Genomic DNA, 24,793 nt, shown 5'->3' with positions numbered 1-24,793 from the left:
ATATAAAAGTTACTTACTTGCCAGTTCTTTTATCATTAAACCCAACTCATAAATCCCCTTTTGAAGGTCTTCAAGAGATGCATAAGCATATGATAAGCGAATATAATTCCCTTTTTCCTGAGCATAGATACTGCCGAGATTGATCAGAATCCCTTTTGATAAGGCTTTAGTATAAAGTAATTTCATTGATATGGAAGGCAATATTTTTATCCAGACAAAAAATCCTCCTTTTGGGATATTCCATGTCGCCACATCTTTCAAATGAGTTTCTAAAACACTCAAGGCCAATTCTCTTCTCACCTTTAATTGCTGCCTAACCTTTTCTACATGCTGCTGGTATTGGCCGGAAGTAAACCACTCTGCCGCTACTCTTTGGGATAAAGAACTGGATCCGTAATCTGTTTGCATTTTAATGTCAGATAAACGCTCAATCACCGGTTCCGGTCCGACGATCCATCCAATCCTCAAGCCTGGGCTTAATGTTTTCGATAAACTTCCTATGTACAGTACGTGTCCATTTTTATCAATTGTTTTAATAGGATATGGCGGAATTTCATCGATCCATAACTCACGATAAATGTCATCTTCAATAATAGGAAGCTGTGTATTCTCACTTACTGCTAGGATTTCTTCCCGCCGCTTTTTAGACATAAGAATACCAGTCGGATTGTGAAAACATGGATTTGTATATAAGATAGCCCTTCCACGCTCTCCTCTTGTTAAATGAACATTTTCAGGCAAAAGTCCTTCATTATCCATAGGAAGTCCAGTCAGCTTCATACCAGCTGATTGAAATACGTGTAATGAATAAAGGTAGGAGGGCTGATCAAGATAAACGGTTGATCCTCTTTGTAACAGCCCCATTGATATCAGCTGCAAGGCTTGCAACGCTCCTGAGACAATCAGAATGGAAGAAGATGAGACGTTGATTCCAATGGTTTTTAAATAGTTGCTCAATGCCTCCCTCAAAGGTAAGTAACCTTTTGGTTCTTCATATCCGAATGCCTCCATGTGTTGAGATACCTTCCCCATCATCTCTTTCATAACAGCCAAAGGAAAAATCTCAGCTGAAAGTTCACCTTTACTGAGCTGTATAAGGTCTGTATTTGATTCTGATTGATTTATCTCTTGAACGATTTTTCGGCTTGGCATCTGAATACCAGAGGTGACATATCGATCCCAATCGGGAGCAGAATTCTTAGCCATCAGTGTCCATGTGTTGTTGATAACAACTGTGCCTTTCCCCATTGTGCCTTCTATTAGCCCATCGGCCATCAATTCCTCTAAGGCTGTAATCACTGTGCTCCGATTTACCTGAAAATCTTTTGCAAGCGTGCGCTGGCTTGGAATCTTGCTTCCAATCGGCCACTCTCCATTTCCTATTTTCTCTTTAATAAAATGAACGATTTGTCTGTACTTAGGGAGCTTTTTCATCTTTTTTTCTTCTGGAAAGCTCATAGAATCGGTCTCCTTAAAATAAATTGGTTGGGTCAAAATCCGTTTAACTGGTTGAAGCTATATCACCAAATCTTTATTAATATAAAAACACATTAAATAACTGGTTGGTTTTTGTAAAGAGGAGTGAGAGGAATGCGAAAGAAAACAGTTCAAATAATGATATCTCATAGTCTCATGATTGGTTTATGGGCATCTGCTTTTCCGGGAATTCGCGCAGGACTAGAAGGGTACACACCAGAACACCTTGCTTTATGTCGTTTGTTAATCGGCTCTATGGCATTATTGCTTTTTGCTGTTTTGACTCAGATGCGCCTACCCGACTTGAAAGACATTCCTGCCATTTTTCTTTTAGGGTTTTTAGGATTTGCACTCTATCACATTTTGCTGAACATCGGTGAAAAAACAGTTAGTGCCGGAGTTGCAAGCTTACTCGTTACTACGGCACCGATCTTCTCAGCCATGCTATCCCGCCTGTTTTATAAAGAGCATTTTGGATTTACGAAATGGCTTGGCTCTATGATCAGTTTATTGGGTGTATTATTGATTGCATTTGGGGCGGGAGACTTTACATATTCAATGAGCGGTATCTTGGTCATCCTGCTGGCAGCATTTTCGGAGAGTATTTATTTCGTTTTTCAAGCCCGCTATATAAAAAAATATGGTTTTATTCCATTCGTTACATTCACCATTTGGGGCGGAACAATACCTATGCTTGTGTTTCTGCCAGGCTTAGGCGAAGAGATGATGAACGCTTCAATAAGCGCAACTTTGTCTATCGTTTACTTAGGATTATTGCCGACGGTTATTCCTTACTTCGCACTAGCATATGTCACTTCACTCGTCGGTGCTTCAGAAGCAACCCTTTCACTTTATGTTACACCGGCTTTAGCCTTGATCATATCTTGGATCTGGATCGGCGAAATACCCACACTGATCTCTCTGCTAGGCGGAGTGGTTACAGTTGGCGGGGTATGTTTTACCTATTTAACACCCAATAAAATCAAACGATATGGACACGCTCTTATACATAAATAAAGAAGATACCCGCATCATTTGGTATCTTTTTAATAAGCTCATTTATCAATTAAAATTGCATTGTTTACCATAGTCCTCTAATCCAACGATAGCTCAATTCCCCCGATTTTGTTGACGATGGTGAAAATATATCCAATTATAGTTTGGTCTGAAGTTCTGAATAATCACTATTAAAAAGAATGCTATAATGAGTGATATTGCAGACGCTAAGATAGATATATTCAATTTAATCATGAAACAGGGAATGAATGAAATAATGGATAAAACGAAAATACTTATTATTGAAGATGATGAAGCAATAGCAGATCTGCTTTCATACGGGCTTACGCAGGAAGGTTTTCAAACGTGTACTGAATCTAACGGAGCTTTAGGGATGAAACAGCTAAACCAATTCAAACCCGATCTTCTGCTGCTTGATTGGATGCTGCCAGATTGCAGCGGATTGGATATCTGTAAAAAAGTGACCCAACGCTATAATATCCCTATACTTATGATCACCGCAAAGTCAGATATCACTGATAAAGTCCTTGGGTTGGAATTTGGGGCTGACGATTATATTACAAAGCCATTTGACTTGCGTGAAGTTATCGCCAGAATTCGTACAATACTCAGACGTCTTGAACAAGCTAACCACGTGAATGATCGAGGATCGTCTAATGAGGATCACATTCAATTAAAAAATATTGTGATGATCCCAGACGAAAGAATAGTAAAAAAAGATGGGATCATTGTTGATTTGACTCCTAAAGAATTTGATCTGCTTAAGACATTGATTGACCATCGTGGAAAAATCTTTACACGTTCAGAGCTGTTGGAATTTGTTTGGGGCTACGATTTTGCCGGGGATACACGTACGGTAGATACTCATATCCAAAGACTCCGTAAAAAACTGGATGCAAGCGACCTCATTAAAACAGTGTTTGGCATTGGATATAAATTCGAGAAGCAGGAGGAGTAGAGAGTGTTACGGACGATCAAGGGTAAATTTATTATTGGTTTTTTTCTGATTTTTTCTCTCTCTTTCCTAGTACTCAATCAAACGGTCAAAAGCGTCATTTGGTCAAGCAATGAAAAAATTGTAACCTCAGATTTAATAGAGTTAAAAAAAAACAGCATCGTGTATATCAATCAAGCATTTTTAATCAATCATTATAAAAACAATGAACTATACTTCGGCGATATGGCCGATGAAATAGTGGATAGTTTAACTCATTCAACAGAAAGCAATGTAGGCGTTTATACCGTAGATGGCACTTTGTTGTCTTCTTCTAATAAAACAATGTTTTCACAAGGCATTGACGATGACCTAGCAAAAGCAATTAACGGAAAAAATGCTTATCATATCACCTATGATCGAAATCAAGCACAGGTGTTTTTTTCTTATCCAGTTGTCATTGATGGTGCAAAAGTTGGCATATTGCGTTTTTCTAAAGATTTTAATTTGCTTTACAAACAAAGCGGAGAGATTTTAAATATTATTTTTTATATCGCTCTTGCGATATTTGTGGCGGCGTTTCTTTTCTCTTATATACTCTCCAGACACATCACGATTCCAATCGTCAAGCTGACAGAGGCCACCTCAGAAGTCAAAAAGGGAAAGCTGGATGTGGATATCCATTTTTCTAGAAAAGATGAAATTGGCCAGCTTACGGTTAATTTCAATGATATGATCACCAGAATTAGGGATCAAATTTCAACTATCGAAAAAGATCGGGACAGGTTAAAGGAACTTAATGAACAGGAAAAACGTTTTTTTGACAATATGACCCATGAACTGAAAACACCTCTGACTTCTATTCAAGGCTATGCTGAAATCATAAAACAAAAAGGGGAATCAGATCAGGCGTTTTTTAATAAAGGAATGAATCATATTGTTGAAGAAAGCCGGCGTCTGCACAATTTGGTTATAAAACTTCTTGAGGTATCTAGAGAAACCTCTAAAGAACAATTCGATAGGATTGATGCAGGAACGATTTTGAAAGATGTATGCGAATCTATGAAATTTCGTGCAGAACGATATAAAAAGAAGATCACCTATGAGATAGAAGACAGTCTCTATGTGTATGGTCAAAAGAATAGAGTGCGCCAACTCTTTATTAATCTTTTGGACAATGCGATCAAATACAGTTTATCTCATTCAGAAATCATGATTCAGGCTAAAGTTGCGGGAGATCAGGTTCTTTTTATGTTCAAAAATCCAAGTGATCCATATGACGACAACCAATACACAAAAGTGTTTCAGCCTTTTTATTCAATAAACCAAAAGGTGACGGAAGAAGGAAGTTTAGGGTTGGGGTTAAGCATAGTTAAAACAATTGTCGAAAAACATGGAGGAACAATCAAGATGTTCTACGAAGAAAACCATACAATCATCACCATTGAACTAGCTTACATGAAGGTTGAGAAATGATCATGAAGAACAAACGGTTTATTATATTGTCAGGGATATTATTGATTTCCTTGATTTTTGTATCCAGCTATAATATGGGCAAGCGATCTGAAACCATTATCATTCCAAACAAGGAAGAGAGCCAGATTGATGACGATCAGAAGTCAGGCTCCTTTCAGGTGAAGAAGATATATCGCCTCCCTCAAGCTGACCAGTTGCTTGGCTGGTCTTCATCAAACTCTGTAGTTGGTTTTTTCAAAGGAAATGACACAACGGAAGGTAAAGCGCAGCATCTTCAGAATGTCTCCTATCCTTTTGAAAAACCTGAAACTCTGCAGAACATTGACCGCAATACTTCCAACCTTAAGTTGTCTCCCGACGGGAAAAGTATCGCCGGATTAACGATGTCATCAAATAAGATAACACTAAATCTAATATCACTGACGAACAGAAACAAAAAGGAAGTAGCCAGCTTTTCTTCTAACAAGGATGCCTTTGTACAGGATATTTCATGGTCAAATAATAGCAAATACATTTGTTATCTTGTCATTGACACTGCAAAAAATGACCAGACTGCGGTCAATGTATTCAACATAGATTCCGGAACCCTCAAAACGTATCCATTGAAGAATGTTGATGAAAAGGATTCGCTTACGGCAGTTTCCATTTCAGATGATGGACACAGTTTGCTGCTTACCATGTTACAAGGGCAACAATACCGCATTATGACGGGGACCATCAGCGGTGACAGCATCACTATTCAAAATAAGCGGCAGATTAGCCCCTATGGTAAACCTGTTTGGTTAAACAATGACCAATTTGTATTTTTAGGTATCGGAGAAACCTTATACGAATACGACCTCAGAAACAGTGAGCTCTCTGTTCTGCTCGAAAATGTAGCTGTTTTTACCATATCTAATGATCGAAAGAAGATCGCTTACTCTTTATATGACAAGGACAATACTTATGCAGGAAAGCTGCAAGGGAAAAATGTCCTCTACGCAGAACCTATATACCACGGCACCAGCCCATCAGAAATATATTGGAGTCCAGATGGCAGCAACCTGCTTGTTTATGAACAAAACCAGTATACTTCTATGGAAAACTCATCAGCCCGATTTTTTGACGATCGCTCTTATATCATATCCTTCAAGTAAACCTTATTTCTATTGAATAGAAATAAGGTTTTTTCTTATACCTGCAAGATATTACATAACAATGATTCCTTCATTTGTTGACATTTTGTTTACAAATTGATCAAACTTCTGCGATAACTCTCATCTATATTAAAAGAGCATCATTTTTATCGGGCTTTGTCTCCAAAGTTTCATTGGCCTTCTAATTTATGTGACTCGTTCGCGAGAAAACTAGTTTTGATATCTACAATTGAGGAGTTGGAAAAAGTGTCAAATTCACCAAGAAGGGATCGTAAGTTGAATCAAATAGGAAAAATAGGTTTTGGGATATTGATTATTCTAGGTGTAACGTTACTATGCATTTCCTGGAAGGCACTTGCCGGCCCAAAGCAGGAACCAATAAAAGAAAGTACAAACGCTTCTGAGCAGGCGCATATAGAAACACACAAAAATTCAGCACAGAAAAAAGAACAAAAAAAACCTGCTGAAATCGGGAAGGTCGTTTATTTAACATTTGATGACGGACCAAACCCTGCTGCTTCAGAGAAAATTATGGATTTGCTTCATAAATACAATGCAAAGGGAACGTTTTTTATGTTAAAACCAAATATCGAGCGAAATCCTAATATTGTGAGAAAAATGGCGGAAAACGGCCATTCTGTTGGGTCTCACGGCGTGACGCACCAGGTTTCCGAAATCTATAAATCCCCTGAAAGCTTTGCTGCAGAAATGAACAATACATTGGACTACATTAAAGAAACAACCAAAGTCAACACGCATTTAATAAGAGCACCTTACGGGTCAAAGCCTTACATTACTGGCCCTTTTAGAAATGTTGTGGAGCGTGATCATTTTAACCTGTGGGATTGGACGGTTGACTCAGAGGACTGGAAGTACACTCATGGAGAGTTTGTTAAGAGTGTCATTCAGCAAGTCAAAACCCTTGAAGGAAAAGAGCCGCTTATTGTATTAATGCATGAAAAGCCAACTACCGCGGCGTATTTGGAACAATTATTAAAATATTTCCGGGAAAGCGGATACGAAATGAAAGCAATTCATGATTCAATCAAACCGGTACAATTCAGATTCAATTGAAGTATAAATTTAAAGTATCTTATATGAACTACAAAATATCACGGAGATAAAAGAATTATTTATTAGAGAACCGTTAAGAACCAGTACAACATATAAATATTCAACTTGATCAGAAAGGAATTTGATAGTGAAAATCGGGAGAAGGAAACTGAAAATGCAGAGTATTTTATTGTTTGTTCTAGCCCTCTTGTTAACCATTGGAGGCCTGACCTGCTATAGCATTTACCGAAACGTAGCAAAATCGGTCAACCATATGTATGAACCTCTGCAAAGAGATTCTAAGCAACAAGATGCTAGTCTTGGACATGATCCTATATCGATTCTTTTGCTGGGAGTAGATGAGCGCCCCGGTGATAAAGGACGGCCGGATTCGATGATCGTACTGACTTTAAATCCAGAGACGAAAACATCGACGATCGTAAGTATACCGCGTGATACCAGAGTATTTATGCGATCAAAGAATACCAATATTAAAATGAACGCAGCATATACTTACGAGGGTATTGAAGGTGCCGTTCAAACCGTTGAACAATTTTTAAACATTCCAATCAATTATTATATCAAAGTCAATATGGAAGGGTTTAAAGATATTGTAGATGAGATTGGCGGAATCACAGTGAATAATGATTTCCCTTTTACCCTTGAAGGGGTGCATATACCAAAAGGGGAACAGCACCTGGATGGAAAGGTTGCCCTTAAATACGCACGGATGAGAAAAGAAGATCCTCGCGGTGATTTTGGGCGGCAGCAGCGGCAGCGAGAAATCATTAACCAAATTATTCACGAAGGAGCACAATTAAAATCATTAAAAAACTATCAAGGAATTTTGGCTGCCTTAGAAAAAAATATACAAACAAACTTAACACTTGATAAAATGATTGATATTCAACGCTCTTATAAAGAAGCCGTTCAACATGTCAAACAGATCGAAATAAAAGGTGAGGATAAAAAGATAGATCACTTATGGTATCATGTTGTAACTGATGAAACGAGAAAGGACTTATCGAAGAAACTTCGCCAGCAATTAAATCTAGATTCTTAATAAAATAAAAACCGGTATTCACCAACCGCTTACTCATGTAAAGAGAAGAGTTCTTGCCTCTTCTCTTTTTTATGATTTACCGGAATAAAAAAGAGAGTATTCGATTATTTTCTTAAACCCTAGTTTAGCTGCTAATGCAATGGAAGAATTGTTGCAAATATCACAATCCCAGCTAGGAACAATCCCATTTTCCATACAAAACGCTATAAACCTATTTGCTACGCAATAAGCTAACCCCAGTCCTCTATATTCTTCAAGTGTATAGATATCCATTTCCGCTCGATTATGCCCTAAAAATATAGAGGTACACTCACTTACTACGTGATTGCCATGTAATACGGCAAATCCAAAACCTTTTGAAGCAAACTGTGAGACAGAATTCCAATACTCCTCATAATACGCGCTGTTAAACGCTGTGCTGTGTGAAATGATGTCTTCGTCAATTCTTTTCAATACAAGCCCCTTTGGCAGTTGCAAAGTCTTTTTGAAAGATTTTGGTTGATAAGAAAATGCAGCTCTTCTCATTTGGTTCAAGTCATCTTTCAGTATGGGTTTCAGTACGCTATCCCATGTATCACTGGAAGAAAACAAGGTAAATCGTTTTGATGATTTCACTTGTTCTTCATAATATCCTGCAATGAAATCATGAAAATCCCGATTCCCTTGGTCTCCCGCAATAAAATAAATGCCTGATTCAGTTCCTATAAAAAACGATTTAGGAAAGGTTTGATCATCTGCATAAACAGCTCCCGGAATGGTTTGGTCTAATATTGAATAGACAAATGTGGGACAATATTTGTCATCAAACATTGTTTTTAAGCTACTGTATTTTTCTTTTGTTAATTCCTGCAAAACAGACAACTCCTTTAAAACACCGTCTCCTTCATGATTCTGTTCACAAATCAATTTTCCTCTGTCACCAGCTAAATAACTTCCCTGTTACGAATCTCAGACAAATAAAAACAGGTGTCTGCACTCAGCTCGCAGACACCTGTTGAACAACACATTGCATTATATAAACCCAAGGAAACGCTGAGTATATCGATTTCTTATTCCCCAGTTACAGCAAACTGTTTTAAACGGTCACCAATTTCATCACATACCCTTTGGAAACACTTCTTCTGTTCCGTGTGCTTTTGCCGGATCATCAAATTTATCCGATGTTTGATTTGAAATATCAATCCCTGCTTCTTTCATTGCTTTGACAGCACTCGATGTCATCCATGAGCTTCGATTCCTGCGCTGTACACATTCCACTTGTCCCCAAGGTATTTTCTCCCCCACCCTTCAGCCATCTGGCTGCGGCAAGAGTTACCAGTGCATTATTTTCCTTGATATAGTGACCTTGTCCTTTTAGAAACAAGAATGGATTATCAGCAGCCAAATATACAGGCCGACAAGTGTGATCAATAAAGTGGGTATCGTGAGGATAATTCCTGTTTTAAAATACGTGCCCCAGGAAATCTTCATACCTTTGTGCGAAAGAACATGAAGCCATAATAATGTCGCCAAGGAACCAATCGGTGTTATTTTAGGCCCTAAATCTGAACCGATCACATTTGCATAAATAAGCGCTTCTCTCATCATCCCATGTGTATCTGTACCGGCAATAGCCAATGCGTCAATCATAACAGTCGGCAAGTTATTCATAATGGAAGAAAGAATCGCCGCAATAAAGCCCATTCCAATTGTCCCAGCAAACAATCCTTGATCAGCTGCGGCTTGAATCACATCTGAAAGGACATCCGTTAATCCGGCATTTCGGACACCATACACAACAACGTACATGCCAATTGAAAAGAATACGATAGCCCATGGCGCCTCTTTCACCACTTTCTTAGTATGGACGGCCGGACTCTTTTGCGCAGCGATTAAGAAAATGATCGCAATGCTGCCCGCTACCACTGATACAGGGATAGAAAAAAATTCACTTGCAAAATATCCAATTAACAGCAGCCCTAAGATATACCATGACAGTCTGAACATGTTTTGATCTTTAATTGCTTCAACAGGTTTTTTAACCTCAGTCAGATCATAGCGTTTTGGTATGCTTTTTCTAAAGAAAAGGTAAAGTACAATGATGCTCGCCAGCAGCGAAAACAGGTACGGGACAACCATTCTGGATGCATAATCAATAAACGTAATATGAAAATAGTCCGCTGAAACAATGTTGACCAAATTGCTCACTACTAAAGGAAGCGAAGTGGTATCCGCAATAAATCCGCTGGCAATGATAAAAGGAAAAACTAATTTTTCATTAAAATGTAATGCTCTGACCATCGCTAATACGATTGGTGTCAATATAAGAGCTGCACCGTCATTTGCAAATAACGCGGCGACGATAGCTCCTAATAGAGATACATAAACGAACATCCGCACACCGTTTCCTTTTGCAGCCTTAGCCATATGAAGCGCTGCCCATTCAAAGAAACCGATATTATCAAGAATTAACGATATCAGTATGATGGCCACAAAAGCCAAGGTCGCATTCCAAACAATCCCTGTCACAGTTAACACATCATGAAAATTGACAACACCTGCTATTAGAGCTAAAACTGCGCCTCCACAGGCTGACCACCCTATAGATAAATTTTTCGGCTGCCATATGACCAATACTAGAGTTAATAAAAAGATGAATACTGCCAAAATCATTGATGTCAATCTAATGCCTCCTTACTGGCAACACGCTTGAGTTTTCTTTTGTTTGATATGGTTTAACAATTCATCCTCCTGATCAATTTGATGTAAGATCAATTGCAATGTATCAAACTCAGGACAGGAACCATTTATTGAATAATAACGCCATTGGCCTCTTCTGTCCTCATTCACAAAACCTGCGTTTTTTAATTTCCGCAAATGCTGGCTTATGGCGGGCTGGCTCATTTCCAACATATCAACCAATTGACAGACACAATATTCTTTTTCAAGAAATAATCTCATCATTATAAGCCTAGTTTGATCACTAAGTGTTTTCAAACAACGAGTCATCGCCGCAACATCAATCGTCATATGAGCTCCTCCTTCCCAAATCAATATATAAGCAAATCGTTATATACACGCCAAATGATTATACATTCCCCTTTACGTTTCCATATGTAGCGCTCCGTATATCTTAAGGATCAAAACTTTGAAACGAAAACCTGAGTCGCTCCCCGCGTTTCCTTAGCGCCCCCGTCATTATATAAACTTTTATTTATATAAACAATCCCTTATATTTGGAACATCAAATATTCCGGTATAAATATTAGACTATTTCAGTTATGGGAGTAGTCATAGAGCCCAAGATGAAAATAGACAGATCCTCTGGATATTAAAAAACAGGTCTCTTTAGAGGCCTGTTTACATTGCAAGTATTTTTTCCATTGCCATGACACCTACATAATGGCCATCGATTTTCCCCTGTTCTTTAAATACTCCAACTTTGCGATATTCCATTGAAGTATAGAACCCTTGTTCCAATCGATGAAAAGGAAATGTAATAATATGATGTTATGTATTCACGATTGAATGACTTCTTTTTCGACATCCGATAAGAGTTCCCTCGATGATTCCGCTCAGCAACAAAAATCTTATATTTCACGTACGATGGAACCAATTTGTCATATAATCCGTAGCTTTTGCAGTTCTTATCAGCTACATACTCTCTGTAGCAGAGGTAGCTTGAACTCCCTTAAACGCGTTCATCACCAAATCATGCACATAGGAATCATTCACCTCATCCCCTGTTATAAGCAGACGATAGAAAATTGGTCCGTAAATGAGATCTATGCTTACTTCAATATCAAGATTCTCTCTCAATTCACCTTTCTGAATTCCCTTTTCTAGAAGGCCTTTCGCTTGGAGGCGGCGAGGCTGGAAAAATCGCGTGCGATATTCTTCTGCCAATTTTTCATCCAACTGCCCTGCACCTATTAATTCCTTAATAACGGTTCCTTCCCGGCTTGTCAAAAACCTAGCTAAATTCGTGGCGTGGGTTACTATATCTTGTACTGACGACCCTGTATCAGGCACAGGCAGCCTGTCCGTCGCGGTCGAAAGAAAGCTGTCCATGATAACGGCAGCCTTGTTAGACCACCATTTATAAATCGTTGCTTTACTCACTTTCGCACGCTCGGCAATTTTATCGACTGTCACCGCATCGAAGCCTTTTTCCAGCAATAGGTCATAGGCTGCAGAGAGAATCGCCTTATGCGTTCCTTCATCACGCGGCCGCCCTCGTTTACTCTGCACATGAATCATTCCTTCCCGCAATATAAACTATACGTTCAGTATACTTAATCTGAATAAAAAAAGAAAACAGAAACCTATTTACAAAACTGAACGTTTAGTATATTATTTTCCTTAATCAATGAAACTGAACGTTCAGTTTATAAAATCACTTGTGTTGAGAAGTCATGATTACACTCAAAAAACCACTTAAAAAGGAGTTCATTCTTATGGCTAATGGAAACAAACAAGCAGGTCAGAGGATTTCACCCAGTTTAACCCTTCTTCTCGCAACTGCATGCGGTATCATTGTTGCTAATCTTTACTATGCACAACCCTTGGTCGGATTAATTAGTAAGGCAATTGGACTTTCTCCAAGCAGTGCTGGATTGATTGTCACACTCACCCAAATCGGATACGTTGCCGGCTTATTATTTCTTGTCCCTTTAGGAGATATTATCGAAAACAAAAAACTTATTGTTGTATCGCTCCTTCTAAGCGCAGCGGCTTTGACACTAACAGCATTTGTGAAGCATGGAACACTGTTTTTAGCAGCTGCGTTTTTCGTCGGATTGGGATCAATCGCAGCCCAAGTGCTTGTTCCATTTGCATCATACCTTGCATCAGACGCTGCACGCGGCCGGGTTGTTGGCAATGTCATGAGCGGCTTATTACTCGGTATTATGCTTTCCCGTCCGATATCTAGTCTAGTCGCTGATATCTGGGGGTGGAATGCAATATTCGCTTTGTCCGCCGTGGTAAGTGTTATCCTGGCCATCGTATTATCAAAAGTGCTTCCTGCCAGAAAACCAACAGCAAATACAAACTATACTGCCTTACTCGGTTCAATTTGGAAGCTGCTGCGCACGACTCCAATCTTACGCCGCCGTGCCATCTATCATGCGTTTGTATTTGGAGCTTTCAGCTTGTTCTGGACTACCGTTCCTTTATTATTGTCCGGTCCTGATTTTCATTTTTCTCAGAAGGCAATAGCACTCTACGCATTGGTGGGCATTGCGGGTGCAGTCGCTGCACCAATAGGCGGCCGGCTGGCTGATCGAGGCTTGACCCGGCTTGCCACTGGAATCGCTCTCGGTGTTGTCGTTGTCTCTTTATTACTGCCGCTCATGATTCAGAGCAGCTCCCCCGTCGGTATAACAGTTCTAGTGGCCGCAGCTATTCTGTTAGATATGGGTGTATCTGCAAACCTCGTGCTCAGTCAACGTGCTATTTTTTCGTTGGCGCCTGAAATTCGCAGTCGATTAAACGGATTATTCATGGCGATCTTCTTTCTAGGCGGTGCGATAGGGTCATCAATTGGAGGATGGGCATATGCCTCAGGGGGATGGAGTACAGCATTATGGATTGGAATCGCTTTTCCGGTCATCGCTTTGCTTTATTTCATCACAGAGAAATAAGTCTTTCACCAAAAATAAGCAGTCAGGACCAAGCAAATAGCTTATTTTTGGTGGCTTCTTCTTTTTTCGCTATATGTTAAAATCCCTCTGCTGAACAAGAAAAAATCCTGCTTGGTGAGTACAGGATTTTCCAAAATCAATCTTTATGTTAAATCGACACCCTCCAGCTGTTTCAAATATCTTTGCAGGCGAACCTTCGGGTTTAATTCGATATTTGTAATATGCTTTACATACCGATTCGCACTTTCGGCAATTTCTTGGTCACTGATTGTATTGGCGCGATATTCGGCAAAGGAAGGCAGATAGGTCATGCCTACTAAATGGGCAGATGCTTGGAACGGTTTTGTCAGCTCGCTTATCGAAAACAAGTTATATCCGCCGGCTTGATAAGAGTGTTCAGGTGAACCGATGGACATGGCAGTTACCCACTCTTTCCCCTTCAATTTATTTCCGCCGGGACCATGAGCCCAGCCAAACGTAAACACTTCATCAAACCACTGTTTTAAAAGCGGTGGGCTGCTGTACCAGTATAATGGAAACTGAAAAACGATACGGTCATGGGCCAGGAGGTGCTGTTGTTCAAATTCCACATCAATTGGTTGATCGCGATATTTTTCATAAAGATCATGGACAGTTACATCTGGTTCACTTAAAACGGCTTCTTTCCACTTTTTATTGATACGAGAGGATTCTATATTCGGATGTACAACGAGTACGAGTGTTTTCATATGATCCATTCCTTTCATTCCTTAGATGTGACATCATTATATGATGTATATTAAAATATAAAAAGTACGCACATTGAATGTATATAGTATCAAAAAGTATACTATTAGGAGTGAACAGCTTGAGAAATCGTAAACTCGGCATTGATTATTCTTCTGATGACTTTGAAGGATGTCCGGTGGAGACAACATTAGATATCATCGGAGGTAAGTGGAAAGGCATTCTTCTTTATCATCTCATTGACGGTAAAAAGAGGTTTAATGAGTTTCGAAAACTATACCCAAAAATTACCCAGCGTATGCTCACGCTACAATTAAGAGAATTGGAACGGGATGGCGTGATTCACCGCGAGGTTTATAAACAGGTCCCTCCAAAAGTCGAATACTCTTTAACTGAGTTTGGAAGAACATTAGAACCTGTTATCCTGCACATGAAGGACTGGGGAGAAAAATATAAAGACAGGATTGATAAGCTCGAAGCAGCACGTAAAGCTGAAGATAAAATCTAATAACCAGAAAAAATACCAAGGGTTTTGACGCCCTTGGTATTTCTGTGATTCAGACCTTCACCGGTTATTCACCCACAAGCCTCAAAAAGTGTTTTTGATTAAATTACCCGCGGCATGTCAATTACGGTTAAAAAGGTCATTCTATTTTTTAATGATGATTAAGACTTCTAAAATTGCTGCCCTTCACTTCAGCTACGTCATATACGGTGACAAAGGCGGATTTATCAATATCATTAATAATTTCCTTTAGTTTGGTTTCTTCTAAACGGTTGATGACACATGTGATTTCTTTAAATTTCTCGTGGGAAAAACCCCCGTAAGCTTCTTTATATGTGGCGCTTCGGCCTAATTGATCACGTATTGTCTCTACCATTAATTCAGGTTGGGTTGTAATAATTTGAAAGGTTTTAGAGCCGCTTAAGCCTTCCTCCACAACATGAATCACTTTGGATGCAATGTAGTAAGCAATGACTGAAAGCAATGCCCCTTGTAAGCCAAATACTGTGGAAACAAAAATAAACACGAAAAGGTTTAAGAATAGAATGAGATCGCTCGTTCCGAATGGCAGTTTTCGGGATAGCAGCACAGCAAGCATGTCAATTCCATCTAATGCGCCGCCATTACGCAGCGCCAGCCCCATTCCGAATCCAAGGATAATCCCGCCGACAACGGTAATTAACAGGGTATCTCCTTCTATGATAGCGGGTGTGTGGTGGAAAAAGCTTGTCCCCGCGGCAAGCGATACGATTCCGATAATTGATAATAATGCAAAGCTTTTCCCAATTTGCTTATATCCTAACCAGACAAATGGAATGTTGATCACAGCAATCAAAATCCCCAGCGGCAAGTTGAATAGCTGTGAACCAACGATGCTAAGACCTGTCACTCCTCCATCAGATACACTGTTTGGAATGAGCACTGTTTCTAGTCCATATGCCGCTATGATTCCTCCAATGATAACCATGATGATTTGGAGAATCATTTTCGCTTTAAATTTCTTATGTTTTTTGGGTGTATTCATACCATTCCTCATTTCTCAAATATTTCGTTATATTTAAATATACCATAATAGATATTTTCAGCTAAAAACATGCGTTTTTTTAAATAAAGTAATTAACAGTAAGGTAACCCTCTTTGACTTAGAACATTCATGTACCGTGCCGCCTGTTGAGCAAGCGTTCCTTTCAGTTCAGATCGCGAATCGCCCTCAAACTTCAACACCGAAAATCCTGAATTATTCTGATATGATACCTTAAAAAGGAGGTTCGATTACATGGATAGCCTGTGCCGCAGTAAACAAGCCCCATTTGAATACACCTTGTCTCTTATAGGGGGCAAATGGAAAATGAGAATACTCTATGAGTTAGGGTGTGAAAAAACGATGAGATACGGCGAGCTGAAAAGGGCTATGCCCTTCATCACCCATAAAATGTTAAGCGCACAGCTTAAGGAATTGCAAACTGACGGCCTTATTCATCGGTCTGAGGTTTCTCAAACCCCACTGAAAGTAGAGTATTCGTTATCTGACAGAGGGCGATCTTTGTACCCCCTCATAGATGAGATGTGTAAGTGGGGAATGGCACAAGGAGTGCCTCATATATAAAGCTACTTACAAAAAAGTGCGTACTTGTTTCCCAATGAGAGGAATTTTATACTGAATGAAAATATTTCTTAGGAGGAAATAATGACAAAACAAGTCTATATCATTCATGGCTACAGAGCCTCCTCAACAAATCATTGGTTCCCTTGGCTGAAAAAACGTCTGCTCGCAGATGGGGTCCAAGCAGACATTTTAAACATGCCTAATCCGCTCCAGCCAAGACTTGAGGATTGGCTGGATACACTCTCTTTATATCAGCACACTTTACACGAAAATACGTATTTGGTTGCGCACAGCTTAGGGTGCCCTGCCATTTTGAGATTTTTGGAACATATTCAATTACGAAAACAGCTTGGCGGAATCATACTTGTTTCCGGCTTTGCCAAATCGTTGCCCACTTTACAGATGTTAGATGAATTTACACAGGGATCGTTTGATCATCAAAAAATCATCGAGTCCGCGAAGCACCGTGCTGTCATTGCTTCTAAGAACGACCAAATTGTTCCATTTTCATGGAGCAAGGAGCTGGCACAACAAATTGACGCTGCGTTATACGAAGTCCAGCACGGGGGTCATTTTCTAGAAAATGAGGGGTTTACTTCTTTGCCTATTGTTTATGATATTTTAACCTCTTATTTTTCAAAAGAAACCCGCTAACATCTTTCACCCATCTGCTTCAATCGAGCCCGCGAAAAGCGGGCTTTCTGAGTTATCGTTTCATCAATACGGATAACTCACCTTCAAACACTTTTACTTCTTTTTGATTATAAGTAGATAACAAGACTGTGAGTATTCCCAATTCATTTCTCTTTGGCTGCTTATCAAGAACCTCAACAATTGTAAACAATTCATCATCCGGATATACGGGTTTTATGAATGTCATATGATTCATCTCTGTTCCGGCTATAATATCGTCTCCATAGAGACCTTCTTCAATCCAAAGTTTAAAAGATATGGCCAGTGTTTGTATGCCGGAAGCGATAATTCCATTAAATCTGCCTTTACTCGCTTTTTCTTCATCTACATGCATATACTGAGGGTCAAATTCACCCGCAAACCGCATAATATCATCTTTTGATACTTTTAATGATTTCGTTTTGAAGACCTGGCCAATTGTAAACTCATCTAACTTCATTCTTACACCTCTATTTTTTCAATTGTCTATTTTGTTTATTTTAGCACTGTGATGAGCAAATAAAAAATTCTGTTTTTCGCTAAACAGACATATCGTGGGCTGGACTGCTGGCACTCATCATATACTTAAAAAATATTGAACAGCTCTCAACACTTAGTTCCGTCACTTGGCCGTTTTGCTAAACTGAAAGCTCCCTCATATCTTCCAGGCAGCCTTCAGTTTTTTTATGCCTTCTCTTATGTCGGATTCAGAAACCCCTGCAAACCCGAGCGAGACCGTTTTTGTAGGAGGATGATTTTGATAAGAAAGAGAAACAGGATAAATTTTTACTCCATGTTTTTTCGCCTTCTCAATTAACTCTTTTTCACCAAATGGCAAATAAACGTCAAGTAAGATACGAAGCCCAGAGTTTTCTCCGCGGATTCTGACATGCTCTCCTAATTCCCTTTGCACTGCCTCTAATACAATGGCTCTTTTTTTGCGGTAAAGTTTTCTCATTCTGTTGATGTGTTTTTGCCACTCTCCATTTTTTATAAATTCAGCTAGGGTTAGCTGACTGTGGCAGGACACTGTTTGCTTATATAAGGACGTGATTTCATGCCCCTTTTTTAAAAGAGGTGAAGGAAGAATCATATAGCTGATACGCAGCGAGGGCAAAAGAGACTTAGAAAAAGTGCCCATATAAATGACACGGTTATGCTGATCAAGCCCTTGAAGAGAAGGAACCGGCTGTCCTGTGTACCTAAATTCTCCGTCATAATCATCCTCTATGATAAAGGATTGATTTTCGGCCGCCCATTTGAGCAGCTGAATTCTTCTGTTTATTGTCATTATGGTTCCCAGCGTAAATTGATGGGAAGGTGTGACATATACAAGGTTTGGCTGCTGTTCTTTGACCTTCTGTATACAGATTCCTTCATCATCGACTGGTATAGGAACAATATTCATGCGGTTGGCTTCAAAAATCTTGCGTGCTCTTGGATAACCAGGATCCTCATACCCTATAGAAATATTCGGCTCAAAAACTTGGCACAAGATTTGCAGCAGAATAGGGTTCCCGGCACCTATAATCACTTGTTCAGGGCCGCAATGAACCCCCCGAGATTGATACAGGTACTCTGCAATGAGTGTTCTCACCTCAAACTCTCCTAAAACATGTCCCGGCCGATAAAGCTCGTGTCCATATTGGTCTAAGCTATTGACCATGCTTTTTCGCCATGCGGAAAAAGGGAAGTAAGAAGAATCTACATTTCCATAATGAAAATCAATCCATTGTTTATTTTCTTCTGCTTCTTGTTGAATGGGTGTTGTGCTTGGCATTCTATCATAAGCAAAATCAGAATCATGATAATCAGCGAACCACCCGCTTCTTGGCTTGCTCACAATATAACCTTCAGCAACGAGCTGTTCATAGGCACGTTCTACAGTCGTTTGGCTGATGGAAAGCTGATTCGCCAGGAGTCTTTTTGAAGGAAGCTTCATTCCTTTTTGAATACGGCCCCGATGCATATTTTCTTTAAAATACTGATAAAGCTGCTGATAAAGCGGAATATCCAGAGTTCTATTCAAAAAAGGCGTGATATCCATTTGCACGTTGTTCTCCTAACTGGTATGCATTTTTTTATGAAAACTGGCCGTTTAAAAAAGGCCAATTCCAGTTTATAGTCATTGTAATCCTTAGCTGCTGGTTTTGTTAAGAAAATACAGACAATGAACAAGAAAGATATGTGGAGTGATTATAATGAACAAAACAACAAATGGCTGGATAAATGGTTTTATAGGCGTACTCATTTTCAGCGGCTCGCTGCCTGCGACCCGTTTGGCTGTGTCAGACTTCGATCCGTTATTTCTCACCGTTTGCCGTGCTGCGATAGCTGGTGTACTGGCGGGAGGTCTCCTTCTCATCTTCCGGCAGCAGCATCCTGCCAAAAGAGACCTCATTTCATTATTAGTGGTAGCGTTTGGCGTAGTGATTGGTTTCCCGTTGCTGACAGCTTTAGCGCTTCAGCATGTCACATCCGCACACGCCATTGTCTTCATTGGACTTCTTCCACTCGCAACGGCAGTCTTCGGCGTACTGCGCGGGGGTGAACGCCCTCGCCCCGTCTTCTGGATTTTCTCAGCTGCCGGCAGCTTGTTAGTAGCAGGTTTCGCCCTCATTCAGGGGGGAGGTTCATCCCCGCTTGGCGACGCGTACATGCTGGCTTCTATTGTCGTATGCGGTCTTGGTTATGCAGAAGGGGCCAAACTTTCACGGCGTCTGGGGAATTGGCAGGTGATCTCATGGGCACTCGTTCTGTCGCTTCCTCTTATGCTGCCATTGTCGTTCTTTTTTACGCCGGACTCATGGTCGGCGATCGGCGTTCCCGCGCTGCTCAGTCTTGCATATGTATCCTTATTCAGCATGCTGATTGGCTTCGTGTTCTGGTATCGAGGTCTTGCCCAAGGGGGAATTGCAGCGGTTGGGCAGCTCCAGCTTCTCCAGCCTTTTTTTGGACTGCTGCTTGCCTCAGTGATACTGCACGAGAAAGTAGGCTGGGCACTCGTAGCAGTGAATATCGCCGTTATCATGTGCGTTGCCGCAGCTCGGCGATTTGCAAAGTAAGGCAGACCATTAAGCATAAACTTCAAAAATGCATGAAAGTATAAAAATACCAAGGGCCAGCAACCCTTGGTATTTTGTATGCGATCGAGGAGACTTGAATCTCCCGCCTAGACAAATAAGTCAACACCCATTTCCTACCTCCATTATAAAATCCGCTCTAATAACTCCCCCACTTTTTCTGCCATGACACGAGGCGGATAAGGCATTTCGTTTTTTAACCACCATTCCACTACCCCTACGTAAGCATTTGCTATAAATTCAACAATGACATCTTCACTTTGGCCGTAATTCTTGCCTTTCGTTACATCTACATCTTTCCTGAACTCTTCGATATTAAACTTAAGGAACTGACTGCGAAAATATCGAGCGCCTTCACTGGCTAACATCGTCGAAAAGAATAAATAATTACTCTCAAGGTATTCCATGCAGTGTACAGTCGATTCAATCCAGTCCATTTCAGCTGCCGACTCACAAAAATCCCCCATATTGTTTATATGCTCTTCCATAATTTTTTCTAATAGATCAAATTTATCTAAGTAATGAAGATAGATTGTTCCCCGGTTTACATTTGCCCTTTCAGAAATTTCCTTAATCGTAATATGATCAAAACTTTTTTCAGTCATCAGCTCAATCAGAGCTATTTTAATAGCCTCTTGGCTTTTGGTTATTCTTCTATCCACTTTGGACATAGCTTTTCACCAAACTTTCTTAAGATAATCAACAATTTAGAGTGGAATGTTGAATAATCAACAAATCGCCTGAATGTAACCATTGTACACACCAAGTTTTTATTTACAATAATAAACAAATGTTGATTAGTGAATCATGCTTTTTTCTCGAATGAAGTCATTGTCCATTTTAGTTAGTTGAGAATTATTTTGTAAACACAAAGAAAGGGTGTTATTTCAAAATGCAGAGAAAATGATGAAATTAGATCACTTATCCTAAAGGTACTCTAAATTCAAATTTGATCTGCAGCCCAACTATAAATCCGTCAAGAGGCAGAATGTAATGAGGTGAAGAATGATTAAAAGACAATTTACGATCATTAAGGAAACAGGGTTTGCGCGACCAGCTACCCTGTTAGTCAGTATAGCTCATCGGTTTACATCAGATATTTTTCTTGAATACCAAGGGAAAACTGTTAACCTCAAACAAGCGCCAAAAGCCATCATGGACATTATGGATTTAGGAATTAAACCAGGAACCGAAATACATATATACGCTCATGGAGCCGACGAAGCGAAGGCAATTCAAAAAATGAAAGAGCATTTACTAAAAAACGCTTATATACAGTAATCAAAATCAGACACACAATATATCGTAGTAGCGGGATTGTTATCGTTAATTTATTTTGCGGCAAAACAGCTTTTCAGATCATGCGTTCATTTTTCTTCTGGTGATCATTCAACCTAAAATACAAAAATTAAAAAGGATCTACAAACGAAAATGGAGGGTTTATATATGTGCAGCAGAACATAATACCAAGGGCAGTTATACCCTTGGTATTATTGGATACCGAAAGAACTTAAATCTCTACAGGTGCTTATAAGCTATAAATGGTTAGTCCCGTGGCATTTCTATGTGCTCCGTTTATGCTTAAGGGTGTTCCACATTTTAATGGATACAATAGAAACCAAAACAAATGATGCGACAACCAATACAGTTCCCATTAATCACTCACTAAAATTGATCACAATGAAACTCGAAAATATCAATAAAGGGATATTCGTAACGATAACCGTTAAAATGTAAGTGGTATACTTGATTCCTACAGCTGCCGATAAAAAACAAACGACATCTGTTGGAGCTATTGGACAAATCATCCCCAGCGCCAAAAACTTATAATTGTAAGTCTCCAATAATTTTTTCAACTCTGGATATTTACGTTCTAAATCCTTCATCATGTTCCCGCTTGAAAACACAGAAAAAGGGGCAAAACTTCTTAAGAATTCTTAAGTTTTCGCGATGTTATTCAAGATCGTTTCCTCTTCTTAAACAGTTTTCAATATCATCCTATCTATTCCATGGTAATATTTAGATACATAAACTTATATATGAAGCTGACCTGAGTTAATGGAGAGGGAGGAATGAATGAAAGAATGAAGAAACACAGAAAGATATATTTTTGTATTACTGCCCTGCTGCTCATGATTTTGCTTGCTGGATGTACGGGCAGTAAGGATGAAGAAGCACATCAACCTTCAAATCAAGCTTCTGCTGTACAATCTGACGAAAAACACACTGAGCCTGAAGAGAGCACCAAAATACACAAGGATGAAGCGGAGCCAATAACAGAATCAGAAGAATCCGCAACAAAAGCTGCAAATAATACCTCTTCAGCAGAAGAGAAAAGCAAAGAAGACAATGTATTGGCAGCATACTCTTCGGAAAAAATCGAATATGCCAGAGTTTGGCTTCAACTTGGACCTAATCAAGAGATAGATGAATTAAATGTTCGACATATTTCGGCTGGCGAGCCAATTAATCCTAATGATGATACAAGTGCCAGCTATCCAGAAGATGTGACCCAGTTAGCAGGTTCTCGTTTAGTGGATGGATCAGTCACTTATCATGGCAATGGGGATGGCACGATTCATGTATATAATGTGCCTTTACGCTGGGATTCCGCTGATGATTTAGAAAAAGGCGTCATGAGGGAAGTGACTGAGAATATCATAAAAAACAGAAAAACAGTGTATGTTGATACAGGTGACAATGAAAAAATCAAGCGGCTCATTGATATCATGATGATTCATTAATTAGTATTCGTTTGTCTGCACCTGACTAAAAACAATGGTTAATAAGGTATATTAATACAAAAAACAAAGTTTGGAGTGCAGTAACTTGCTAAAAATCTTCCGGTTCTATTAGTTCTCCTAGGCATTCTAAATGTGATGAGCCGTACCATTGAGCTATTTCTAGGTGTTGCATTAATATTTTATAACGCTGTCTAGTGGCATACAATGTTAATCAAAAGAAGCATTTCAGCAGTAAGTGAATGTTGTCCTAAGAAAAAACAAGCATCTTACTATGCTTGTTTTTTCTTCTATAGAAAGTATCTTATTACGCTATGATGCTATTCCTTTAGCCTGAACCTTGGCGGGCTAATCCTTTAATCCCTTTCCATCGAGAATTTTTTGCACATATTTTTCGACTCTCGATTCTCGGGTTTTGGATTGTTTGGCTTGAGAAAAATAAAGAGTGTATGCTCTTTGCCGTCCCGGGGTCAATGCTTCAAAAGCAGTTTTCAATGCAGGGATTTCATCGAATTTTTTTTGAAGTTCTTCAGGAATGTTCAATTCAATATTTTTGTTAACTTCCACTTTCAAACCGGCTTTTTCAACTTCAATGGCTTCGTGAATATAGGCTTTCAAAATGTTTTCTAGCTCATTTATTTCCTGAACATTTGTAAACCGAATCTGGCGCGCCGCCTGTACATTCTCCGTTTGTTGAATGAGAATTCCATGGGCATCCTGTAATAGGGCACCTTTGTGAAACAGAAGCGCACAATATTCTTTAAACCCATGTATTAAAACGACATTTTTATTATTGTATGTGTAACAAGGATGCATCCACTTAAAATCTTCAGTCAGCTCACAGTCAAGAATGATGGTTCTCAACTTCTCAAATTCTTCCTTCCACTTTTTCGCTTTACTTAAAAATTCATCAACCTTCGGATTCGTTCTGCTATTTGTCATGAAGGAATTCCCCTCTTTCCAAGCTTTTTACATTTACGTGAATTGATAATAATGAAGTCCAGTTTTATTTTTGACATCTCGGTATTTATTTTATTCTTCTATAGGTTCCTTCTCTTATTATTCAATAGATTAAGCTTAAAGTGAGGATGATGCAACAACAAAAAATATCATGGGCTATATCCATGTCCACAACATAAAAAAAGAAGGCCCACAAAGCCTTCTCATCTTGTTTTATTATTCCACTGACAATCTGAAAAAATAACAATTCAATTATTATATATCTTTTTTATTCTTGCCAATGCATAAGGTTACGGCAACACTAGCTATACTGACTAAAGTTCCTGCAATAGAAACTAGAATTGTCAAAAAGCCATTGGGAATAAGAAATCCAATTGGAATGAGCCCCAGAAAAGTGAAAACGATAAAACATTGGTATACACCAGATATTATTCTTACAACCAAATTGCCAAAAAAGGACATGACTAATGGAGGGATAAATAAAAATACAACGATCCCAATTGAGATCATCAAGATAAGAGGTTCATCAAATGAGATGACATGATCTCCAGGCGACTCTTTAGCGGCCGCTAAAACAACAAGTATAGACATCATTAGTGTAACAAAAACAAGAGAAAACCTTTTTAACAACGTGATGACTCCTTTACCTAAAGCGAGTAATCCTGCCTTTTTCAAATCCGATAACCATTTTATGTGATTCTATTAAAGAATATGCAGTGAG

General features: G+C 39.3%; 26 protein-coding genes and 1 pseudogene. 13 read left to right on the top strand and 14 right to left on the bottom strand.

The features are described from left to right. Positions 1-9: 9 nt before the first annotated feature. Entirely contained in the window at positions 10-1,458 is a 1,449-nt protein-coding gene (locus NX903_RS02425; RefSeq protein WP_024572366.1) for an aminotransferase-like domain-containing protein, read from the bottom strand. Positions 1,459-1,590: 132 nt separating this feature from the next. Between NX903_RS02425 and NX903_RS02420 the strand changes: the two genes are divergently transcribed. From NX903_RS02420 to NX903_RS02395, 6 genes are all read left to right on the top strand, one after another. Further along, positions 1,591-2,493, top strand: a complete 903-nt coding sequence (locus NX903_RS02420) for a DMT family transporter (protein WP_130573291.1) — start codon at positions 1,591-1,593, stop codon at positions 2,491-2,493. Positions 2,494-2,749: 256 nt separating this feature from the next. Then, on the top strand, positions 2,750-3,451 hold the full coding sequence (locus NX903_RS02415; protein ID WP_128740909.1) for a response regulator transcription factor: 702 nt from the start codon (positions 2,750-2,752) through the stop codon (positions 3,449-3,451). Positions 3,452-3,454: 3 nt separating this feature from the next. Next, a complete protein-coding gene (locus NX903_RS02410) occupies positions 3,455-4,903 on the top strand; it encodes a HAMP domain-containing sensor histidine kinase (protein WP_128737545.1) in 1,449 nt (482 codons plus the stop codon). Beyond that, positions 4,900-6,039 carry a WD40 repeat domain-containing protein gene (locus NX903_RS02405; protein ID WP_144486929.1) on the top strand — a complete coding sequence of 380 codons (1,140 nt, stop codon included), beginning with the start codon at positions 4,900-4,902 and terminating at the stop codon, positions 6,037-6,039. Before NX903_RS02410 ends, NX903_RS02405 begins: the two co-directional genes overlap by 4 nt. Positions 6,040-6,285: 246 nt before the next feature. Then, on the top strand, positions 6,286-7,113 hold the full coding sequence (locus tag NX903_RS02400; RefSeq protein ID WP_144486931.1) for a polysaccharide deacetylase family protein: 828 nt from the start codon (positions 6,286-6,288) through the stop codon (positions 7,111-7,113). A gap of 154 nt (positions 7,114-7,267) precedes the next feature. Next, entirely contained in the window at positions 7,268-8,155 is an 888-nt protein-coding gene (locus NX903_RS02395; RefSeq protein WP_144486933.1) for an LCP family glycopolymer transferase, read from the top strand. Positions 8,156-8,224: 69 nt separating this feature from the next. Here NX903_RS02395 and NX903_RS02390 read toward each other — a convergent pair whose 3' ends face one another. The 5 genes and pseudogenes from NX903_RS02390 to NX903_RS02370 form a co-directional block, all read right to left on the bottom strand. Next, entirely contained in the window at positions 8,225-9,016 is a 792-nt protein-coding gene (locus tag NX903_RS02390) for a GNAT family N-acetyltransferase (RefSeq protein WP_080262620.1), read from the bottom strand. A gap of 188 nt (positions 9,017-9,204) precedes the next feature. Next, a pseudogene (locus NX903_RS02385) lies at positions 9,205-9,450 on the bottom strand (hypothetical protein). A 58-nt stretch (positions 9,451-9,508) separates the two neighbouring features. Then, positions 9,509-10,816, bottom strand: coding sequence for an arsenical efflux pump membrane protein ArsB (locus NX903_RS02380; RefSeq protein ID WP_014478962.1), 1,308 nt, complete (start codon positions 10,814-10,816; stop codon positions 9,509-9,511). Positions 10,817-10,828: 12 nt separating this feature from the next. Continuing rightward, entirely contained in the window at positions 10,829-11,164 is a 336-nt protein-coding gene (gene aseR, locus NX903_RS02375) for a metal-responsive transcriptional regulator AseR (RefSeq protein ID WP_086343499.1), read from the bottom strand. 624 nt (positions 11,165-11,788) lie between these two features. After that, on the bottom strand, positions 11,789-12,385 hold the full coding sequence (locus tag NX903_RS02370) for a TetR/AcrR family transcriptional regulator (RefSeq protein WP_015715300.1): 597 nt from the start codon (positions 12,383-12,385) through the stop codon (positions 11,789-11,791). 206 nt (positions 12,386-12,591) lie between these two features. Between NX903_RS02370 and NX903_RS02365 the strand changes: the two genes are divergently transcribed. Further along, positions 12,592-13,779, top strand: coding sequence for an MFS transporter (locus NX903_RS02365; protein WP_086343498.1), 1,188 nt, complete (start codon positions 12,592-12,594; stop codon positions 13,777-13,779). A 143-nt stretch (positions 13,780-13,922) separates the two neighbouring features. On the opposite strand, the gene NX903_RS02360 is transcribed toward NX903_RS02365, so the two are convergent. After that, the gene (locus tag NX903_RS02360) at positions 13,923-14,516 is read right to left on the bottom strand and encodes an NAD(P)H-dependent oxidoreductase (RefSeq protein WP_086343497.1); all 594 of its coding nucleotides are present in this window, start codon (positions 14,514-14,516) and stop codon (positions 13,923-13,925) included. Between the two features lie 110 nt (positions 14,517-14,626). Here NX903_RS02360 and NX903_RS02355 point away from each other — a divergent pair, with 110 nt between their 5' ends. After that, the gene (locus NX903_RS02355) at positions 14,627-15,013 is read left to right on the top strand and encodes a winged helix-turn-helix transcriptional regulator (protein ID WP_003242640.1); all 387 of its coding nucleotides are present in this window, start codon (positions 14,627-14,629) and stop codon (positions 15,011-15,013) included. Positions 15,014-15,161: 148 nt separating this feature from the next. On the opposite strand, the gene NX903_RS02350 is transcribed toward NX903_RS02355, so the two are convergent. Further along, a complete protein-coding gene (locus NX903_RS02350; protein WP_042977057.1) occupies positions 15,162-16,034 on the bottom strand; it encodes a YitT family protein in 873 nt (290 codons plus the stop codon). A gap of 252 nt (positions 16,035-16,286) precedes the next feature. Here NX903_RS02350 and NX903_RS02345 point away from each other — a divergent pair, with 252 nt between their 5' ends. Next, positions 16,287-16,616, top strand: coding sequence for a winged helix-turn-helix transcriptional regulator (locus NX903_RS02345; protein WP_086343496.1), 330 nt, complete (start codon positions 16,287-16,289; stop codon positions 16,614-16,616). Between the two features lie 81 nt (positions 16,617-16,697). Continuing rightward, positions 16,698-17,270: an alpha/beta hydrolase gene (locus tag NX903_RS02340; RefSeq protein WP_086343495.1), complete on the top strand. Its 573-nt coding sequence runs from the start codon at positions 16,698-16,700 to the stop codon at positions 17,268-17,270. Positions 17,271-17,322: 52 nt separating this feature from the next. Here NX903_RS02340 and NX903_RS02335 read toward each other — a convergent pair whose 3' ends face one another. After that, positions 17,323-17,748 carry a MaoC family dehydratase gene (locus NX903_RS02335; RefSeq protein WP_024572354.1) on the bottom strand — a complete coding sequence of 142 codons (426 nt, stop codon included), beginning with the start codon at positions 17,746-17,748 and terminating at the stop codon, positions 17,323-17,325. A gap of 195 nt (positions 17,749-17,943) precedes the next feature. Then, on the bottom strand, positions 17,944-19,335 hold the full coding sequence (pdxR, locus tag NX903_RS02330) for a MocR-like pyridoxine biosynthesis transcription factor PdxR (protein WP_086343494.1): 1,392 nt from the start codon (positions 19,333-19,335) through the stop codon (positions 17,944-17,946). 154 nt (positions 19,336-19,489) lie between these two features. Here pdxR and NX903_RS02325 point away from each other — a divergent pair, with 154 nt between their 5' ends. After that, on the top strand, positions 19,490-20,353 hold the full coding sequence (locus tag NX903_RS02325; RefSeq protein WP_003234225.1) for a DMT family transporter: 864 nt from the start codon (positions 19,490-19,492) through the stop codon (positions 20,351-20,353). A 143-nt stretch (positions 20,354-20,496) separates the two neighbouring features. On the opposite strand, the gene NX903_RS02320 is transcribed toward NX903_RS02325, so the two are convergent. Next, the gene (locus NX903_RS02320; RefSeq protein WP_014478954.1) at positions 20,497-21,042 is read right to left on the bottom strand and encodes a TetR/AcrR family transcriptional regulator; all 546 of its coding nucleotides are present in this window, start codon (positions 21,040-21,042) and stop codon (positions 20,497-20,499) included. A 334-nt stretch (positions 21,043-21,376) separates the two neighbouring features. Here NX903_RS02320 and NX903_RS02315 point away from each other — a divergent pair, with 334 nt between their 5' ends. Continuing rightward, positions 21,377-21,652 (top strand): HPr family phosphocarrier protein, encoded by a 276-nt coding sequence (locus tag NX903_RS02315; protein WP_144486936.1) that lies wholly within the window; start codon positions 21,377-21,379, stop codon positions 21,650-21,652. 377 nt (positions 21,653-22,029) lie between these two features. Here the strand turns inward: NX903_RS02315 and NX903_RS02310 are convergent, their stop codons facing one another. After that, positions 22,030-22,257: a hypothetical protein gene (locus NX903_RS02310; RefSeq protein ID WP_252183875.1), complete on the bottom strand. Its 228-nt coding sequence runs from the start codon at positions 22,255-22,257 to the stop codon at positions 22,030-22,032. 198 nt (positions 22,258-22,455) lie between these two features. Between NX903_RS02310 and NX903_RS02305 the strand changes: the two genes are divergently transcribed. Beyond that, on the top strand, positions 22,456-23,115 hold the full coding sequence (locus tag NX903_RS02305) for a hypothetical protein (RefSeq protein WP_086344572.1): 660 nt from the start codon (positions 22,456-22,458) through the stop codon (positions 23,113-23,115). Positions 23,116-23,460: 345 nt separating this feature from the next. Here NX903_RS02305 and NX903_RS02300 read toward each other — a convergent pair whose 3' ends face one another. Further along, positions 23,461-24,054 carry a YdeI/OmpD-associated family protein gene (locus tag NX903_RS02300; protein WP_086343493.1) on the bottom strand — a complete coding sequence of 198 codons (594 nt, stop codon included), beginning with the start codon at positions 24,052-24,054 and terminating at the stop codon, positions 23,461-23,463. A gap of 273 nt (positions 24,055-24,327) precedes the next feature. Next, positions 24,328-24,702 (bottom strand): hypothetical protein, encoded by a 375-nt coding sequence (locus tag NX903_RS02295; RefSeq protein WP_014478947.1) that lies wholly within the window; start codon positions 24,700-24,702, stop codon positions 24,328-24,330. Positions 24,703-24,793: the final 91 nt, after the last annotated feature.

It is taken from the genome of Bacillus sp. FSL R5-0576 (assembly GCF_038004765.1).
Taxonomy (GTDB): Bacteria; Bacillota; Bacilli; order Bacillales; family Bacillaceae; genus Bacillus; species Bacillus subtilis.
This window is presented reverse-complemented; position numbering and strand designations above follow the sequence as displayed.